The organism is Brevundimonas sp. GW460-12-10-14-LB2 (genome assembly GCF_001636925.1).
In the GTDB taxonomy this organism is placed as follows: domain Bacteria; phylum Pseudomonadota; class Alphaproteobacteria; order Caulobacterales; family Caulobacteraceae; genus Brevundimonas; species Brevundimonas vesicularis.
The window spans coordinates 205,265-222,246 of the sequence record NZ_CP015511.1; the positions used below are offsets into that span (position 1 = coordinate 205,265).

At 66.2% G+C, this 16,982-nt stretch carries 19 protein-coding genes; 9 read left to right on the plus strand and 10 right to left on the minus strand.

The window, feature by feature from the left end:
- Positions 1 to 15 precede the first annotated feature (15 nt).
- The 5 genes from A4249_RS01065 to A4249_RS01085 all read right to left on the minus strand — a co-directional run bounded on the left by A4249_RS01065 (position 16) and on the right by A4249_RS01085 (position 4,402).
- On the minus strand, positions 16 to 1,791 hold the full coding sequence (locus A4249_RS01065; RefSeq protein WP_066550090.1) for an SLC13 family permease: 1,776 nt from the start codon (positions 1,789 to 1,791) through the stop codon (positions 16 to 18).
- 218 nt (positions 1,792 to 2,009) lie between these two features.
- The gene (locus A4249_RS01070; protein WP_066550093.1) at positions 2,010 to 2,471 is read right to left on the minus strand and encodes a DoxX family protein; all 462 of its coding nucleotides are present in this window, start codon (positions 2,469 to 2,471) and stop codon (positions 2,010 to 2,012) included.
- Positions 2,468 to 3,253 carry an HvfC/BufC N-terminal domain-containing protein gene (locus A4249_RS01075; RefSeq protein WP_066550096.1) on the minus strand — a complete coding sequence of 262 codons (786 nt, stop codon included), beginning with the start codon at positions 3,251 to 3,253 and terminating at the stop codon, positions 2,468 to 2,470. Before A4249_RS01075 ends, A4249_RS01070 begins: the two co-directional genes overlap by 4 nt.
- Positions 3,234 to 4,097 carry an MNIO family bufferin maturase gene (gene bufB, locus A4249_RS01080; RefSeq protein ID WP_066550099.1) on the minus strand — a complete coding sequence of 288 codons (864 nt, stop codon included), beginning with the start codon at positions 4,095 to 4,097 and terminating at the stop codon, positions 3,234 to 3,236. Before bufB ends, A4249_RS01075 begins: the two co-directional genes overlap by 20 nt.
- A gap of 14 nt (positions 4,098 to 4,111) precedes the next feature.
- Positions 4,112 to 4,402, minus strand: a complete 291-nt coding sequence (locus tag A4249_RS01085; protein ID WP_066550102.1) for a BufA1 family periplasmic bufferin-type metallophore — start codon at positions 4,400 to 4,402, stop codon at positions 4,112 to 4,114.
- A 197-nt stretch (positions 4,403 to 4,599) separates the two neighbouring features.
- On the opposite strand from A4249_RS01085, the gene A4249_RS01090 reads away from it, so the two are divergent.
- Both A4249_RS01090 and A4249_RS01095 read left to right on the plus strand, forming a co-directional pair.
- Positions 4,600 to 5,127 carry a sigma-70 family RNA polymerase sigma factor gene (locus tag A4249_RS01090; RefSeq protein ID WP_153922620.1) on the plus strand — a complete coding sequence of 176 codons (528 nt, stop codon included), beginning with the start codon at positions 4,600 to 4,602 and terminating at the stop codon, positions 5,125 to 5,127.
- On the plus strand, positions 5,117 to 5,758 hold the full coding sequence (locus tag A4249_RS01095; RefSeq protein WP_066550112.1) for an NrsF family protein: 642 nt from the start codon (positions 5,117 to 5,119) through the stop codon (positions 5,756 to 5,758). The genes A4249_RS01090 and A4249_RS01095 overlap by 11 nt, the downstream gene beginning before the upstream one ends.
- 311 nt (positions 5,759 to 6,069) lie before the next feature.
- Here the strand turns inward: A4249_RS01095 and A4249_RS01100 are convergent, their stop codons facing one another.
- Genes A4249_RS01100 through copM form a run of 3 tightly spaced genes read right to left on the minus strand, consistent with a single transcriptional unit; the run spans position 6,070 to position 8,596 of the window.
- Entirely contained in the window at positions 6,070 to 6,741 is a 672-nt protein-coding gene (locus A4249_RS01100) for an MBL fold metallo-hydrolase (protein ID WP_066550114.1), read from the minus strand.
- An 11-nt stretch (positions 6,742 to 6,752) separates the two neighbouring features.
- Entirely contained in the window at positions 6,753 to 8,192 is a 1,440-nt protein-coding gene (locus tag A4249_RS01105) for a YncE family protein (protein WP_055808301.1), read from the minus strand.
- Positions 8,189 to 8,596, minus strand: coding sequence for a CopM family metallochaperone (gene copM / locus A4249_RS01110; protein WP_066554618.1), 408 nt, complete (start codon positions 8,594 to 8,596; stop codon positions 8,189 to 8,191). The genes A4249_RS01105 and copM overlap by 4 nt, the downstream gene beginning before the upstream one ends.
- Before the next feature lie 115 nt (positions 8,597 to 8,711).
- Between copM and A4249_RS01115 the strand changes: the two genes are divergently transcribed.
- The 7 genes from A4249_RS01115 (at position 8,712) to A4249_RS01145 (ending at position 14,222) form a co-directional block, all read left to right on the plus strand.
- Complete coding sequence (locus tag A4249_RS01115) at positions 8,712 to 9,596, plus strand: LysR substrate-binding domain-containing protein (RefSeq protein WP_055808299.1); 885 nt, start codon at positions 8,712 to 8,714, stop codon at positions 9,594 to 9,596.
- Between the two features lie 110 nt (positions 9,597 to 9,706).
- Positions 9,707 to 10,198, plus strand: coding sequence for a uracil-DNA glycosylase (locus A4249_RS01120; protein ID WP_162237593.1), 492 nt, complete (start codon positions 9,707 to 9,709; stop codon positions 10,196 to 10,198).
- 127 nt (positions 10,199 to 10,325) lie between these two features.
- Complete coding sequence (locus A4249_RS01125) at positions 10,326 to 10,847, plus strand: hypothetical protein (RefSeq protein WP_066550120.1); 522 nt, start codon at positions 10,326 to 10,328, stop codon at positions 10,845 to 10,847.
- A gap of 22 nt (positions 10,848 to 10,869) precedes the next feature.
- On the plus strand, positions 10,870 to 12,051 hold the full coding sequence (locus A4249_RS01130) for a TDT family transporter (RefSeq protein WP_055808292.1): 1,182 nt from the start codon (positions 10,870 to 10,872) through the stop codon (positions 12,049 to 12,051).
- A gap of 33 nt (positions 12,052 to 12,084) precedes the next feature.
- Positions 12,085 to 12,708, plus strand: a complete 624-nt coding sequence (locus A4249_RS01135) for a DsbA family protein (protein ID WP_066550121.1) — start codon at positions 12,085 to 12,087, stop codon at positions 12,706 to 12,708.
- 7 nt (positions 12,709 to 12,715) lie between these two features.
- Positions 12,716 to 13,705: a malate dehydrogenase gene (locus tag A4249_RS01140; protein WP_066550122.1), complete on the plus strand. Its 990-nt coding sequence runs from the start codon at positions 12,716 to 12,718 to the stop codon at positions 13,703 to 13,705.
- 91 nt (positions 13,706 to 13,796) lie between these two features.
- Positions 13,797 to 14,222: an OsmC family protein gene (locus A4249_RS01145; RefSeq protein WP_055808285.1), complete on the plus strand. Its 426-nt coding sequence runs from the start codon at positions 13,797 to 13,799 to the stop codon at positions 14,220 to 14,222.
- 98 nt (positions 14,223 to 14,320) lie between these two features.
- On the opposite strand, the gene A4249_RS01150 is transcribed toward A4249_RS01145, so the two are convergent.
- Both A4249_RS01150 and A4249_RS01160 read right to left on the minus strand, forming a co-directional pair.
- Positions 14,321 to 15,510 (minus strand): IS3 family transposase gene (locus A4249_RS01150; RefSeq protein WP_156494575.1). Its coding sequence is split into 2 segments (ribosomal slippage): positions 14,321 to 15,252 and positions 15,252 to 15,510, totalling 1,191 coding nucleotides; the frame shifts between segments, so codons are not numbered across the junction.
- Positions 15,511 to 16,020: 510 nt separating this feature from the next.
- Positions 16,021 to 16,881, minus strand: coding sequence for a DNA adenine methylase (locus A4249_RS01160; protein ID WP_066550130.1), 861 nt, complete (start codon positions 16,879 to 16,881; stop codon positions 16,021 to 16,023).
- Positions 16,882 to 16,982 lie beyond the last annotated feature (101 nt).

The following is a 16,982-nucleotide window of genomic DNA, read 5'->3' on the forward strand; positions in this document are numbered from 1 at the left end:
CTGACCTCGAGCCAATCAAAGAGGCCAAAACAGCAAGATGAGCGAGGGCCCCGTGACCAGAACGAGCGCGCTCAAAGGCGCGCCCAGCCTGGGATAATCAGAAAACTTATAGCCGCCAGGTCCCATAACCAGCGTGTTGCACTGGTGACCGATGGGCGTCAGGAAGTCGCACGCGGCGCCGACCGCGACCGCCATCAGGAACGGGTCTGGATTGTAGCCAAGCTGCTTGGCCAGCGTCGCTCCGATCGGGGCGACGATCAGAACGGTCGCCGCATTGTTCAGGAAGGGCGTAACCGCCATTGAGGCGAGCATGACGCCGGTAATGGCGACGACGCCCGGCAAGCCTGTGAACACGTGGCGAAGCAGTCCTGCGATCAGGTCGGACCCTCCCGTGGATTGGATCGCGTCTGAGACGGGAATGAGGGCCGCGATCAGAACGAGGAGGGGTCCATCGAGCGCGGCATAGGCCTCACGCATCTTCAAGCCGCCTAATGCGACGATCACGACGGCGGCGCCGAAGAAGGCGACGGCGACTGGAACCAGGCCAAGGCCGACGAGCGTCATGGCGCACGCAAGAACAACAGCCGGCATGAAGCGCCTGCGCACGCTCCCGAGTTGAACCTGACGCTCCGCCAGGGGGAGTAAATCCAGCGCCCTCAGCGCGACCGGCAGCGCCTGTTCGGCGCCTTGAAGCAGGATGATATCGCCGGGCGCCAGTTTTGCCGTCCGCAGATGCTGGGTGAGTTGAAAGCCGCTTCGCGACACGCCCAACAGATTGATCCCGTGCTGGCCGTACAGATCCGAGCTTCGAACAGACTGCCCTTGAAGCGGGGAGTTTCGGCCGATGACCGCCTCTACGATCGCAATCTCCTCGGATGCGGTCGCTATGGGAACCGGGCGATCATCGCGGATGAGATTCATCTGAGCCCGACTGACGAAGCCCTCCAGCGCCTGCTGCTCGCCCTCGATCAGCAGCGCGTCACCCGCTTTGACGACGACATTGCCTCTGGGGCTCAGCCGCCGTTTCCCTGAACGGATGAGCGCCATGATCTTGACCTCGTCGTCGCCGAGGGCGGCAAGAGCGGACACGGTCATAGACCCCGGAGCCCAGCCTTCAGGCGCCCTGACTTCCGTGGCATAGGCGTTGGCGGCCAAGGCCGCGCTCATGGACGTTGCGCCCTGTCGATCGCGGGGCAACAGGCGATAGCCGAACGCCAAAAACGCCAAGGCGATCAGCGTGAGCGCTAAGCCCACTGGTGCGTAGTCGAACATGGCGAAGGGTTCGCCAACGATGGCTTGGCGCACTTCGGCGACGATGATGTTCGGAGCGGTCCCGACCAGGGTGACCATGCCGCCCGCCATGGCGCCGAAAGCCATTGGCATCAGGAGCCGGGACGGAGACGACTTCGTCTGGCGCGCCAGCTGAAGCGCCACCGGCATCATGATCGCCAGGGCTCCGACATTCTTCGTCGCCATGGAAAGCAACGTCACAGCGCCGGTCAGAACCGGGACTTGAGAACGCTCAGTCTTTAGCAGCGGCATCACCCGCCGCATCGCGAGTTCAATGACCCCCGATCGGGCGAAGGCGGCCGAAACGATCAGCGCGCAGGCGATGATGACGGTGACGTCGTTTTTGAAACCGTCAAATGCAGCCTCGGCGGGGATGATGCCGATCGCCAATCCTGCAACCAACGCGACGACCGCGACCAGGTCGTAACGAAACCGACCCCAGATGAAGGCGCCGATTGTCAGCCCGACAAGGCCAAAGGCCAGTCCCTGTTGAAACGTCACTCGCCTAGCGCCCTTGCCTGATCAGCACGCAGCGTAGGCTCAATGTTGATAGGCAGCCAACCCTCTGGAGTATCCAACGACAGAAGGACATCCGCTGTCAGTGCTGACCTCATCCTGGCGGCAGGGCATGACGACCCAGCCGCCCCAGGATGGACGATGAAGTTTGAGGTCAAGCAGTAGATCAGGGTGAAAAATGCAGACCTGAGCAATTCTTCGGATCAGCTTCGCCGGCCCAGCCAGTGATCGAAACCAATCGGCCCGGCGCCGAACCTGATGATGTAGAGCAGCACCGTCGCCCAGAGCAGGTGGGTCGGCCAACCGAGGGGATAGACGAAAACCTCGATCACTATGGTCATGCCAAGAAGCGCGAGCGCGGCGAAACGGGCGCCGAGGCCGAGCACCAGCAGGATCGGGAACAGATGTTCTGAATAGGTCGCCAGGTGGGCGGCGATATCGCTGGGGATCAAAGGCAGTCGGTATTCCTCGGCGAACAGAGCATAGGTGCTGTCGGTGACGGTCAGCAGGCCCTCCACCTTTGTCCGGCCGGAGAGGAAAAAGACCGCCGCGATCGATACACGCGCGATCAGGCTGAGCACCGGCAGGGGGATCGCAGCCTGGGCCAGGCGTGGGAGGACCGCCAAGGAGGGGCGCGGCGACGATACGGCGGTCAGTTCGGTCATTGTGGCGCTCCGGTTTCGATACGGGTGAAGGCGCCGCTCAGAAGCAGATCTCTGAACAGCTCGGACAGATTGGCTGCGGGATCGGCAGCGAGGGCGGCGAGAGCCGCCGCTCCGACGGTGTGGCCGTGCCGGCAGGCGTCGAGGAAGGCGAACTGGGGCCGGTTCAACCGATGGGTCTGGACCTCCATTTCCGGACGCACGATCAACACGCCCTCGGGGGACTGGTCCCACACCATGTCGTCCGGAGGCGTAGCCAGGCGATTGGCCAGCCAGATCGATGGCGCGGTCCAGTCGAACCAAAAGACTTGCGCAGACGGATGCAGGACCGCGTAGCCGGCGTTGAGAGCAGCGTGCGAAAGGGTGGCGACCGTCCCAGGGAGCAGGGTCGGTGCGTCAGCGGCGCGGTGCGCGCGGCTCCATGCGCGATCAAGACGGGCGACAGGCGGCAGAAACTGAAATTCAAACGCGGGCGGAAACGTCGCCAGCCACTCCGGGAAGCCCTCGCCATAGGCATCGAGAACCGGGGATGAGGGAGGCGCGCTGTCGGCGTAGATCAGAGCGGCGTCGCGAAACCAGTCCAGACCGACCAGCCGTTCGACGGTCGGATAGAGACCCGCCAGGGCGTCGGCCCGCCCCTTGGCCACCGTGTTTCGATAAACCGCCAGTCCGGGCGCATTTGGATCCGCCAGCCACGGTGTGAGCACGGAGCCCTGCCCCTGCAACGCCAGGGAGAAGCACGCATGAAATGTCCGCATCAGATCGTCAGGCGGCGCACTGGACATGGCAGGCCTCCATGATGGCGACGGCTTGATCGCGTTCGGCGATCAACTCGGCGAAGTCGGGAATGTTGTTGTCGCGCTCGATCAGCGTGGGACGCGGCCCGATCCGGGCGAGGATCTCGGCATAGAGGGTCCAGACGGCGTCGCTGACCGGCGCGTCGTGGGTATCGATCAACAGCGTCTCTGCGTGGACGGGATCGGGCGCAAAGCCGGCCAGATGGATCTCGCCGATGAGATCGGCCGGAACGGCCGCCAGATAGTCCCGCGGGTCGGCGCCGAGATTGTTGGCGCTGATGTGCACATTGTTCAGATCGAGCAGCAGGCCACAGCCTGTCGCGGCGGCCAGTTCGACCAGGAAATCCACTTCCCCCATCTCATGGCCTTTCAGGTCGAGGTACAGGGACGGGTTCTCGATCAGCAGGCGTCGGCCCAGCACGTCCTGCGCTCGCGCGACGTTGTCGCTGACCCGCTTCAACATCTGTCGGGTGCGCGGAAACGGGAGCAGATCAGGATGATAGACGCCGCCGCCCCGCGACCAGGCCAAGTGCTCGGACATCAGAAACGGCTCGAACCGGTCAGCGAGCGTCTTGAGCCGCGCCAGATGCTCCGGGTCCGGCGCCTCGTCGCCGGCGAGCGACAAGCCGACACCGTGCAGGGACAGAGGCTTTTCTCGACGGATGGCCTCCAGCCATTTCAAGCGAGGGCCGCCATCGACCATATAGTTCTCAGGATGGACCTCGAACCACAGACCGGCCGCCGGAGACGCCAGCGCCTCGTCGTAATGGCGGGCCTTGAGGCCCAGTCCCACGGTGGGGACAGGCGTCGTGGCGGTCGATCCATGGTTCATCGGTCCAGCTCCGATCAGCGCGAGACGGGCGTCAGCGAGCCGTTGCCGCGCGGGGTGCGGATGCTGGTGCAGGTGCCGGCGGGCGTGTGCTTCCAGGCGTTGCCCTGATAGTCGCGCACCGAAGTGCCGGCGCAGGTCGTGCCAGGGCCGGCGGCGCAGTCGTTCTTGCCGGCCAGAGCGATGCCGTAGCATTTCTCCATAGCGGCCGGTTTGGTCTCGGCGTTCCTGGTCGATTGGGCGTGGGCCATGCCGGTGCCGGCCGTCAGGGCGACAAGGGTTGCGGCGGCGATCTTGGTGCGGGTCATGCAAGAGGTCCTTCTCAAAAAGCACGGCCGTTCGTGGCCGCTGAATCCGCCTTTCGCCGACGACCCGCCGCGCGTTACATTTTCGAGCCAACTATTTTTCGTGCATCATTTTGCGAGACGCCATGTAACCGTCGCGGTCTCCGCAGCGTAGGTCGCAGTCGCACGTGCTTGACCGGGAATCACAACTCAAAGCCTTGATGCTCAATGGCCTGGATGGTGACGCGCAGGCTTGGCGCGTGCTGCTGTCGGACCTGGCCGCGCACCTGCGGCCTTTTTTCAAACGCCGTCTTTTCAACGGAGAAAGCGACGCGGAGGACCTCGTGCAAGAGACCCTGATCGCCATTCACGCCAAGCGCGCCACATGGGATCGCAACCAATCGTTCACGGCCTGGGCCTTCACGATCGCCCGCCACAAGCTGATCGATCACCTGCGCCGCCAAGGCCGACGCCTCACCGAGCCGCTGGATGACGCAAGCGTGCTGCTGGCCGAGCACACGGTTGAGGACGGGGTCATGCGACGCGATTTGACCCGCGCCCTGTCGATCCTGCCGGCGCGACAGCGCGCCCTGATCCATGATGTGAAAGTCACCGGGCTGAGCGTGGCCGAGGCGGCCGAGCGTCACGGCTATTCCGTCGCCGCCGCCAAGGTCAGCATCCATCGCAGCTTCAAGGCTCTGACCGCGCGCTTCGCGGCTGGAGCAGCAGGGTCCAACGATGAAGACTGACGACCTGATCACCAGCCTGGCGCTGGACTTGCCGCCCACGTCTCAAAGCGACGTGGACCGTCGTGTCCTGCTGTTCATGCTGCCGGCGGCGGGCGTCGCCCTTTCCGGTGTCGTTTGGTGGCTGGGATTGCGACCAGATCTGATGTCGGCCGTCGCCGGGCCGACCTTCTGGGCCAAGGCGGCCTATACGGCCGCCTTGTGCGCCGCCGGCTTCTGGCTCCTGGATCGACTGGGGCGACCGGGCGCTTCGCCGCGCCGTCCCGCAATCCTGCTAGCCGCCATTTTGGCCGTCGCTGCCGGATGGGCTGTCGTGGAGTTGCTGGGCGCTGCGCCTGACGCGCGGATGGACATGGTCATGGGGCGCTCCGCCAGGGTCTGTCCGACGAACATCCTGTCGCTGGGCGCTCTGGCGGCGCCGTTCATCTTCTTCGCCGCAAGACGATTCGCCCCTGTGAAACCCGCTTTCGCCGGCGCCGCCGCCGGTCTTCTGACCGCAGGACTGGCCGCGACCGTCTACGGCCTGCATTGCCCCGAGCACACGGCCGCCTTTGTGGCGGTCTGGTACACCTTGGGCGTCGGCCTCGTCGCGGTTTTGGGCGCTGCTCTGGGTCGTTTCACCTTCCGCTGGTGAGTGTGTTTTCCGCGATACTGCCGTGAAGCGGTCTTGAGCCGTTTTCGGGTGGTCCCGACTGTCGGGACCACTTAAGACTGGCTCAAACGCTGCCTGAAAAAGCGTGTGATTTTTCCAGCCACCACATAGCTGACCACCTAACGGCGCCTCAGTCGTCTACTGCACAGCTGCACGAGGGTAGGGCGCGTTAGCGCCATGAGCGGACATGACAGTCACCGCGCAAAGGCGACATTCACCTGAGTTACCACGCCGAGCCGCCGCCATTTTATCGCGATCGCAATCGCGCGAAACCGGTGGAGGTGCAGACTGCGTCAGTCATGGTCAGAGACGTCGAACCCGTCTCCGGGCGCCATCGGCCGGTGCAGTTTGATCCCGGCCTTGTCCAGATAGGGCTCGTAGACGTCGTAACGCTGCCTGAGGAAATAGTCGCGAGCGTAGCCGTCATGGACCGGGACGACCGATTTTGGCTTCATCCGTTTGGCGAACGCATGGACAGTGAGCTCGGTCAGGTAAGGCGCCATCACCGGAAGGGCCAGCACCTCCACGCCCGCGAACCGATCCAGACGGCTGTCGAAACTGTCGCCCGGGTTGAGGAAAACGTCGTTGACGAGGAAGGCTGTCAGTTGCGGGCTCTCGTCCGACAGGATGGGCTCATGCGCGACCGGCTGAGCCTGCAGCCGGAACGCGCCGAAGGTCCGTTCGCCCTCCTCGAACACCGTGACCGACAGCCCCTTCTCGCCGAGCTTGTCGGCGACCTCGCCGTTGCCGACGAGTGTCGCGCCACTCGCCTGCACGATCCTGGCCAGAGCGTCAGGGTCGATGTGGTCGGGATGGCCGTGCGTCAGGACGATCGTCGAGACATCCGAAAAGACAGCAGGATCGACCCGTCCGTCGACGAACGAAAACTTGCCCGAATCGAAGAGCAGTCGATCTGCACCGATCGTCAGGCGCAGGCAGCTATGGACGAACTTGTCGATCCGCATGGCGGCCGGTCCTATTCCGACTGTCTCTGGACGACCGCGCCGATCGCCTCGGGCGTGCCCGAGGCGATGACCAGCCAACGGCGGGGTGCGCCGGCGTCGGCGGCGACCACCTGACGGATCGGGCCCACGGCGTTGACGACCGCAGACCCAGCCGGATTGGTCATGAACTTCGTCAGAGGCTCGAGCGTCCCCGATCCGTCCGCCGCATTGGCGAAGGCGAGGACATAGGGCTTGCCGGGTTGGAGGCCTGCGGCGGCGATCTGCAGCATCTGGACCTGCCCCTGCTCGAACAAGGTCGCCTGGGACCGGGTGTCGCCCTCGCCCGTCAGAACGAGTTGATGCGAGGCGCGAGCTGCGCCCAGGGGCGTGAGGTTGGCCCTGCCGTCACCCTGGGTGACCGCACGCGGCACATAGGTGACCCCTTGCGGTCCCTGACCGATCGGCACGGTGGCGATCACGCGGTTGGCCAGGGTGTCGATGACCGCCACGCCGTCGCCATTCTCCAGCCCGACGTAAATCCGCGAGCCGTCGCCGGAGGGCCACAGACCGTGCGGCAGCGACCCCACCTCGATCTCCGTCACGAGCGTGAAGGTGTCGGTGCGATAGACCTTGACCCGGTTCTCGGTCCCGACGGTCACATAGGCGAACTGGCCCGCCGCGTTGCGCACGATGTTGACGTGGTTGGTCAAGGGGCCGGTGTCGAGCGTCTGTAGGACAGCGAACGGCGGACGGGCGTTGAAAACCATGGTCTTGCCCACGTCCTTCAGCGTCATCCAGACCTGGCTTCCATCGGGCGTGGCGGCGATGTCTGGGCAGAACGGACTGGCCTGGGCCACCCGACCGACGATCTGACGGGTCGCGGTCTCGACTACCACCGTCTCGGGACTGAAGCTGGAGCAGATGTAGGCGTAGCGGCCGTCCGGCGAGAAGATGGTCATGCCCGGCCCGTTGGGCGTCTCGACCCGGGCGGTCTCCTGATAGGTCGCGGCGTCCAGCACCGAAACATAGGCCTCGCCCCGCACCGTGACCCAGACCTCGCGGCCGTCCGGCGTGAAGAAGGCCTCGTGCGGAGAGCGCCCGACATAGGTGGTATGTTTGACGGTGTTGCTGGCCGTGTCGATGAAGCTGACCGAGTTGGACCCGATCGAGACCACGGCGATCGTCTTGCCGTCCGGCGCCGCGCCGATGCCGTGGACCAGCAACTGGCCCTTGTAGAGCGGGCTGAGGTTGGCCGGAGTCGGCTCGCCGAGGGAAATCACCCCCAGCAGGCCGTTGGTCGAGGGATCGACCACCGAGACGGTGTTGGAGAACTGGTCGGCCGAATAGAACCGATCCTGGCTGCTGATCGGGATGGCGGGCGCCGCCGCCGCGCCCGGAACCTGATCGGCCAAGGCGTGTCCGGCGGACAGGCTGAGAACAAGGGCGGCGATGGCGCGGGCTGTCAGGGTCATGATCCGTGTCCGTGATGGGTCGAGGTCGCGCCGCCGGTCGGCGTCGGCGCATCAGAATGGCGGGTCAGGTAGTCGCGCATCAGGGCGATTTCCTGGGTCTGTTCAATGATGATCCCCTGGGCCAGACGCTTCATGGTCTCGTCCTGCCCGTACAGAAGCTCGACGCGCGCCATGTCGATGGCGCCCTGATGATGCGGGATCATCATGGCGGCGAAGTCCACGTCTGGGTCGCCGGTGGATTCTACCGCCATGTCGCGGTGCATCCGCTCCATCGCCTCGGCCATCGCCGCATCGAAGTCCGAGCCGGGCATCTGTGCGAAGGCCATAACTGCGGCACCGGCAATCGCCGAGCCAAGCGCCAGGACGCCGGTTCTGATCCATCGGGAGGGTGGGGCGTGGGTCATGATCCGATCCTGCAGGCGATCGTCCCGGACGACCAACGCGATGTTCCGCTCGGAACGTTCGCCGTCGCCGAACGTTCCCTGTCGAAGTCGCCGCTTCGTGGGTTAGGATTGTCCCATGACCCTGGACCAGCTCCGCATCTTCGTCGCCGTCGCCGAGCGCCAGCACGTAACCCGCGCCGCCGAGGCCCTGAACCTGACCCAGTCGGCGGTCAGCTCGGCGGTGACGACGCTGGAGGGCCGCCACGGCGTCGCCCTGTTCGACCGCGTTGGCCGCAACATCGTCCTGAACGAGGCGGGCGCAACCTTCCTCGTCGAGGCCAAGGCGATCCTCGCCCGTGTCGAGGCGGCGCAGGACGCGCTCGACGACCTGGGCGGCCTGAAACGCGGACGACTGTCGATCCACGCCAGCCAGACCATCGCCGGCTGGTGGCTTCCCGCCCGACTGACCCGGTTTCATCAGGCTCATCCCGGCATCCGCATCGAGGTCTCGATCGGCAATACGCGCGAGGTGGCCGACGCTGTCCTGGAGGGCTGCGCTGAACTGGGTCTGGTCGAGGGCGAACTGAACGAGCCGGCGTTGAGCCGTTCGGTTCTGGATCACGACGAACTGGTGCTGGTCGTCGCGGCCGACCACCCCGCCGCCCAGGACGGCGCCGGGCCGCCGGACCTGAAGCAAATGACCTGGGTGTTGCGCGAGCCCGGCTCCGGCACCCGGTCGGCTTTTGAGACGGCCCTCAATCAGCGCGGGCTGGCCATCGACGCTCTGGACGTGGCCATGACCTTGCCCGGGAATGAGGCGGTCGCCGCCGCCGTCGAGGCCGGTGCGGGAGCGACGGTCGTGTCGCGCAATGTCGTCGCCGCGCGCCTGCGCGCCGGCATCCTCGCCGCCCTGCCCCTGACCTTGCCCGACCGCCCGTTCTGGCTCCTGCGGCACAAGCAGCGCTATCGCTCAAAGGCGGGCGAGGTGTTCCTGGCGTCCCTGACGGCGTCACGCCATTGAGCGCGTCGGCTCGTCAAGGCGGTGTCTGGCCTTCACTGGTGAATGACCGCGCGCCGCCTCACACGCATCTCGAGGGACTGAACGGATTCCTGAGAGCTCTGGATAGGGGCGTGGGCGCTCAACAAGGTACGCCGAAGTTCGACCCCCTCGACGGTGGAGACGAGGCGGAAATCCTTGTGCTTCTGGAGACACCGGCCCCGGGACCGCAAGCGGATCGCCTCGTCTCCATCGACAATCCCACGGGCACCGCGCGCAACCTGAAGCGCGCGATGGAAGCAGCGGGGCTCGACCGCCGCCGCATCGTCCTTTGGAACACGGTCCCCTGGCTTCGCTCGGGGTCCGCGCGACCGCTGACAAGACAGGAGATCGCCTCCGGCCTGGCCACGCTAGAGGGACTGGTCACCCCGCTTCATCGCCTCAGGGCCGCGGTATTGTGCGGCCGCGTCGCCGCGATGGCGGCTCCGACGCTGACCCGCCTGCGGCCTGAAGTGGAGCTGTGTCTCGCGCCACACCCGAGCCCGACGTTCATCAACACCGCCCCCGAGCATCGTCTTGGCCTGCAGGCCGCCTTTGCGTGGGCAGCCGCGCTGATCACCCCCTAGGGCGTTCATTCGATCAAAGCGAACAAACCTATCTAAAACATCCGTTGGAGCTGATGATCCAAGAGGCGCATCCCGGATGTCGAGGAGCGCGCCGAAGACTGGCCTCCACTCCGAAAGGAGAGCCGCCATGACCACCCTTCTCGCCGCTCCGGCCATGCGCCAAGGCCGCAGGTCCGTCGCCAGGCGCCAGGCCATCGGTCCTGAGAATGTAAAACCGCAGACGCCTTTCATTCCGCCTTCTCCCATCGCCGCGACCCAATCCGGCGAGACCTTGCACCGGGTCCAGCCTGGCGTCGGCCTTACCGGCGTTCACCCCGCAATGGTCAAGGCGGTCGCGGGTCTCTACGCCGCCATGGTGGCCGCGTTCTGGCTGGTGTTCGGTCACGGCGAGGCGATGCTCGCCCTGGGCTTCATCACCGTTCTCGGCCTGATGTTCTTCGGCCTTCTCACCGGGATGAGCCTGCTGGCCGATACGCCTGCGCCGGGCGAGCGCATCCGCTCCTTGAACGATTGCCTCGCCGGTCGCGTGATCATCGACACGGGCTGGATCAGCGGCCGCGAAGCCGCGTTGCAGATGCTGACCCTGCCCGCCTGCCTTCTGGTCACCGCCGTCGTGCTCGGCGCCGTCTATCGCTTCACCGCGGGCTGACCGCTCGTCTGGATAACCTCTCATGGCTCATGACATTCACGTTCGCGACGTCGCCTTCGGCCTTCGCCCGTTGGCGAGTCTGCAATCGCCCAGGGAGATCGTGCGGCAGTTCACGCCGAACTGGTTCGCCGCCACCATGGGAACCGGCATCCTCGCCCTGGCGCTGAACCAGCTTCCGGTCCCCATACCCGGCGTAAAAATCGTCGCCGAAGCCCTGTGGGTTTTCAACATCGGCCTGTTCGCCCTGTTCACCGTTCTCTACGCGGCGCGCTGGATCTTCTTCTTCGACGGCGCGCGACGAATCTTCGGCCATTCGGTCGTGTCGATGTTCTTCGGCTGCATCCCGATGGGGCTGGCGACCATCATCAACGGCCTGATGGCCTTCGGCCTGGCGCGCTGGGGCGAAGGCGTCGTGCCGGTCGCCGAAGCCCTGTGGTGGATCGACGTGGCCCTTGCCGTCGCCTGCGGCATCGGCATCCCCTTCATGATGTTCACCCGCCAGGAGCACGCCATCGACCAGATGACGGCCGTCTGGCTGCTGCCGGTCGTGGCGGCCGAGGTCGCGGCCGTCACCGGCGGCCTGATCGCGCCGCACCTCGCGGACCCGAACGCCGCCCTGTCGGTGCTGGTAGTCAGCTATGGCCTGTGGGCCCTGTCCGTGCCGCTGGCGATGAGCATCCTGGTCATCCTCGTGCTCCGCATGGCGATCCACAAACTGCCGCACGCCGGTATGGCGGCCTCCAGCTGGCTGTCGCTGGGCCCGATCGGCACGGGCGCGCTCGGCATGCTGGTGCTCGGCCAGGCCGCGCCCGCCATCTTCACCGCCGCCGGTCTGGGCCAGTACGGCGACGCCGCGCGCGGGATCGGCCTGATCGGCGGCCTGCTGCTGTGGGCCTACGGCCTGTGGTGGGCCGCGATGGCCGTGCTGATCACCCTGCGCTACTTGCGTCAGGGCCTGCCGTTCAATCTGGGCTGGTGGGGCTACACCTTCCCACTCGGCGTCTTCTCTGTCGCGACGCTGAAGCTGGGAACCCTGCTCCCCATCCCGGCCTTCAACCTGTTCGGCATGGCCCTGGTCGCCGCACTGCTGGTGCTGTGGCTGATCGTCGGCGCCCGTACGGTGCGCGGCGCCTGGCGCGGAGACCTGTTCGTCGCCCCCTGCCTCGCCGAGGCGGCCAAGCGCGACATCCCTTGCGCACGCTGATCCGCCTCCACTCCGTCCTTTCTGGAATCACCAATGCCTCATGACCTTTTCACGCCGTCACGCCGCGTCCTCATGGCGGGCGGCGTCGGCGCCTTGATCACCGCCTGTGCGCCGCGCGCGGCCGAAGCCGACGACATGGTGCTGGGCCAGGCTGACGCGCCCGTGACCCTGATCGAATACGCCTCGACCACCTGCGGCCCCTGCGCCCGCTTCGCCATCGAGGTGCTGCCCGAACTCCGGCGGCGCTACATCGACGCCGGGCGGGTCCGGCTGATCTATCGCGAATTCATCACCGGCCCCGCCAACCTCTCCGCCGCCGGCGTTCTGCTGGCGCGGTGCGCAGGCGAAGATCGCTATTTCGAGGTCATCGACGCCCTGATGCACGGCCAGTCCGAATGGGCGAACGGCGGCGGCCCGCGCGACGCCCTCCTGAGGATCGCGGCGCGGTTCGGCATCAGCGAGGCGCGGCTTCAATCCTGCATCACCGATCCCGAGGCCATCGCGGCCCTGGAGCGCCGTGTCGCCCGTGCCCGCGACGCCGGGGTGAATGGAACGCCGACGCTCTTCGTCCAGGGCCGACGTCTGGACACCGCCCTGACCCTCGAAGCCGTCTCCGCCTCGATCGACCAAGCCCTTTCTCAAACCCCGCAATCCTGAGGCTCCGATGCCCAACGCCCCCGTCAAGGTCGCCGTCTCCGGCGCCGCCGGCCAGATCGCCTACGCCCTGCTGTTCCGCCTGGCCCAGGGCGATGTGTTCGGGCCCGACACCCCGATCGATCTTCGCCTCCTCGACCTGCCTCAGGCTCAGGCGGCGCTCCAGGGCGTGGTCATGGAGCTGGACGATTGCGCCTTTCCGCTACTAACCTCCATCCAGACCACCGACGACCCCATTATCGCCTTCGACGACATCGACGCCGCCTTTCTGGTCGGGTCGCGCCCCCGCGCCAAGGGCATGGAGCGCCGCGACCTGCTGGCGGCCAACGCCGCCATCTTCAAGACCCAGGGCGCGGCCCTGAACGCGGTCGCCAAACGCTCCGTCAAGGTTCTGGTGGTTGGCAATCCGGCGAACACCAATGCCTGGGTGGCGATCCAGTCCGCGCCGGATCTGCCGCCCGGCGCCATCACCTCGATGATCCGCCTCGACCACAACCGCGCCGCCGCCCAGTTCGCGCGCCGCGCGGGCGTCCCCGTCGATGCCGTGGAGAAGCTCGCGGTCTGGGGCAATCACTCCCCGACCATGTTCGCCGACTGGAGCCATGCGACCGTGGAGGGCCAGTCTCTGGCCGGGCTCATCAACGACGAGACCTGGTATCGCGACACCCTCATCCCTGAGGTGGCCCGTCGCGGCACGGCCGTGCTGGAAGCCCGCGGCGCCTCCTCGGCGGCCTCGGCCGCCAACGCCGCCATCAACCATATGCGCGACTGGGTGCAGGGCTCGAACGGCCGTTGGGTTTCGATGGGCGTCGCCTCGATCGGCCAGTACGACATTCCCGAAGGGCTGGTCTGCGGTGTGCCGACGACCTGCCGCGACGGCGTCTATGCGCCCGTCACGGGTCTGGAGCTCGACGCCTTCACGCGCGCCGGTCTGGCCGCTTCGGTGCAGGAGTTGATCGAGGAGCGCGACGCCGCGCTCGCGGTCCTGGCGGACGCCTGATCATCCGACGCCGTCGAACATGCTCATGTAGTCGCCGTCGCCAAGGCAGGCGACGGCGTCCCTGTTTTCCAAACTTCGCCGAAGGATTCCCATGACCGACGCAGCTTCCCGGCCCTCGATCGCGACCGACGCCGGTCTCGGCGGCCTACAACTGACGATCACCGCGGGCCCCGCCCGCTTCGTGGTCGACGAACCCGTCGCCCTGGGCGGGCTGGATCTCGGTCCGACCCCTCACGAGCTGGTGCAGGCGGCGCTCGCCTCCTGTACGGCCCAGACCCTGCGCCTGTACGCCAACCGGAAAGGCTGGACCTTGGGCGCCATGTCCGTCGAGGTCTTGTTGACCCGGGACTTGGGGGCGACACCGTCGGATCAGTTCACCCGAACAATCACTCTGCCGACTGGGCTACCGGAGGAACAGAGGATCCGGTTGCTGGAGATCGCCGACAAGTGCCCAATTCATCGGATGCTCGTAGGTACAGTTTCGATCGAAACGATCTGGTGCAAGGCGACCATCTAGCTGCGAGGCGAAGGCCATCGCCACGTCCCGCCCATCCCCCTCTTTCTCAGTGTTGGTCGGGACACGAAAAGTGTGGTCCCTGACGTGACCCCCGTTTCTCATCCAGCCATAACGAGAGTCCTTTGGTGATCTGAGCTGTGATCGGCTGGGTTGGCAAGAGGCCGGTCTGCGCAGCCATCAACCAGCGCAGCAGGCCGGCCGATGTGTCCGGTGAGCGCTTCTGCATAAGCCTGCGGCGTCAGCCACCCGAGCTTCGAGTGCGGACGCTGCTCGTTGTAATCGCGTCGCCACGCCTCCAGCACGGCGCGAGCGTGCGGCAGCGAGCGGAACAGCGTCTCGTTCAGCAGCTCGTCACGCAGCCGCCCGTTGAAGCTTTCGTTGAAGCCGTTCTGCTGGGGCTTGCCCGGCGCGATGTAGTGCCAGCCGACGCCGGTGTCGTCGGCCCAGGCCAGGACCGCGTTCGAGGTGTACTCCGTGCCGTTGTCGCTGACGATGGTGTCGGGCCGCCCTCGCTGCCGGATGACGGCGTCCAACTCCCGCACGACCCGCGCGCCCGACAGCGAGGTGTCGGCCACCAGCGCCAGGCACTCGCGCGTACAGTTATCGATCACCGTCAGGATGCGGAAGCGCCGCCCGTCCGTCAGCTGGTCTGCGACGAAGTCCAGCGACCAGCGCTGGTTGGGCGCCAGCGGCAGGTCCAGCGGTCGCCGCGTGCCCATCGCTCGCTTCCGGCCGCCCCGCCGGCGCACCGTCAGTTGCTCGTCGCGATAGATCCGCTGGACCCGTTTCCTGTTGACCGCATGGCCCTCGCGCCGCAGCAGCACGTGCAGGCGGCGATAGCCGAACCGGCGACGCTCCTGGGCCAGGGCCTTCAGCCGGTCGCGCAGGGCGCCGTCGTTCGGGCGCGTCGCCTGATAGCGCACGCTCGTCCGATCAACACCCAGCACACGGCACGCCCGCCGTTCGCTCATCTCGTAGGCGGCCTGCAGATGGCCAGCCGCCTCGCGATAGCCGGCGGGCGTCACCACTTTTTTCCCAGCAGCTCCTTCAGCGCCACGTTGTCCAGCATCGCGTCCGCCAGCATCCGCTTCAGCCGGGCATTCTCATCCTCGAGCGCCTTCAGCCGCCGAGCCTCCGACACATCGAGCCCGCCGAACTTGGCCTTCCATTTGTAAAAGGTCGCCGAACTGACCCCGTGCCGCCGGCACACCTCCGCCGTCGTCACACCGGCCTCCTGCTCCCGCAGGATCCCGATGATCTGCTCTTCCGTGAACCTCGATCGCTTCATTCTGTCCGTCCTTCGTTGGGCGGACTCTAGCTATTCCTGGAGGAGTTTCAGGGGGTCACGTCAGCAGCCGCAGCGCCGGTGCCTCCTATGCCGACGCATACCTTCAGTGATGACGATGACATCTCATTCTAAGCCTGGGGCTTTTGAGGGCGAAATCGGGGCTGCCGCTTTGTGGGCTCAGCCTCTCCTTGTGAGGAAGGACTCCCGCCGCAAGACTGCCTCTTTGAGGGAGGCCGTCGGAATGTCCGAGAGGAGTTTCATTCGGACAATCAGCTGGTCAGTGGGAGGATGAAACCGACCGCTAAGCCACTCTTAGGTGGTTTTGAGCCACTTCTAAGTGGTCCTGACACCGACAGGATGTGGTAGGCCCGGAGGGCGTAGGCTTCCAAGCCATACCAACGACTTAGGCTGTCAAACCCTTGTCTCGGAAAGCGCGCAGCCTCTGGACGACAGCGGCACGTGTCAAACCTAAATCGGGCCGGGGAGGGCGCCTAGTTCACGCTCTTGCGCTCAGATGAGCATCGCCTGCGGGGCGGCTGGGGCAAGCTCCACACCTTTGGCGATCAGCAGCTCGGCCGCGCCTGGCGCATTGCCGCCCTGGATCGAATAGACCGTCTTCACGGCCTCAATATCGGCCCAGGCGAACATCTCGCGAATCTCCGGCCGGTCGTTGATCGACAGCAGGAAGCGCCCCTCGATCGACCGCAGCTTGTCGGCCATCCGCTGGAAATCGTCGCGCGAGAACATCCCGGCGCCGTAGTCGCCCTCGCCGCCCCAATAGGGCGGGTCTAGATAGAACAGGCTACCGGCGCGATCGTAGCGCGTGATGAAGGCCAGCCAGTCCAGGTTCTCGATCACGACCCCAGCCATGCGATCGTGCAGCTGGCGCAGGCGCGGCTCGATCTTCGTCAGGTCGAAGTTGTGGGGGCTGGTCGGACTGACGCCATACGACCGCCCGGCGACCTTGCCGCCAAAGCCCAGCGTCTGGAGGTAGAGGAAGCGGGCCGCCCGCTCGATGTCCAGCAGATCCCCGTCGGGCGTCTCGCGGATCCGCTCGAACTCGGCCCGCGCCGCCGGCCGCCAAGCCAGTTCGCGGATCAGGGCGTCGGGGAAGCGCTGGGCGACGCGGAACAGGGTCACGACGTCGCCGCTCAGGTCGTTGATGACCTCCACGGCGGGGCGGACCCGCCGGCGCAGGAAGACGCCGCCCATGCCGATGAACGGCTCGCAGTAGGCGTCGTGGGGCGTGGCGGCCAGCACGCCGCAGATCCGACGGGCCAGATGCCGCTTGCCGCCCAGCCATGCCGTTGGCGGCTCGCAGGGCGCGACGGGGCGCTGGTCAACGCTGAGAACATTTCGAGAACAATTCATTTGCGGAGTCGCCTTTTGCACGAGTAGGAGTCCCCGGCTCGCGTGAGCGGGGGCGGCGATCAGCCGGACGGCCGATCGGTCCTGGTCGTGCGGGGTAAGGC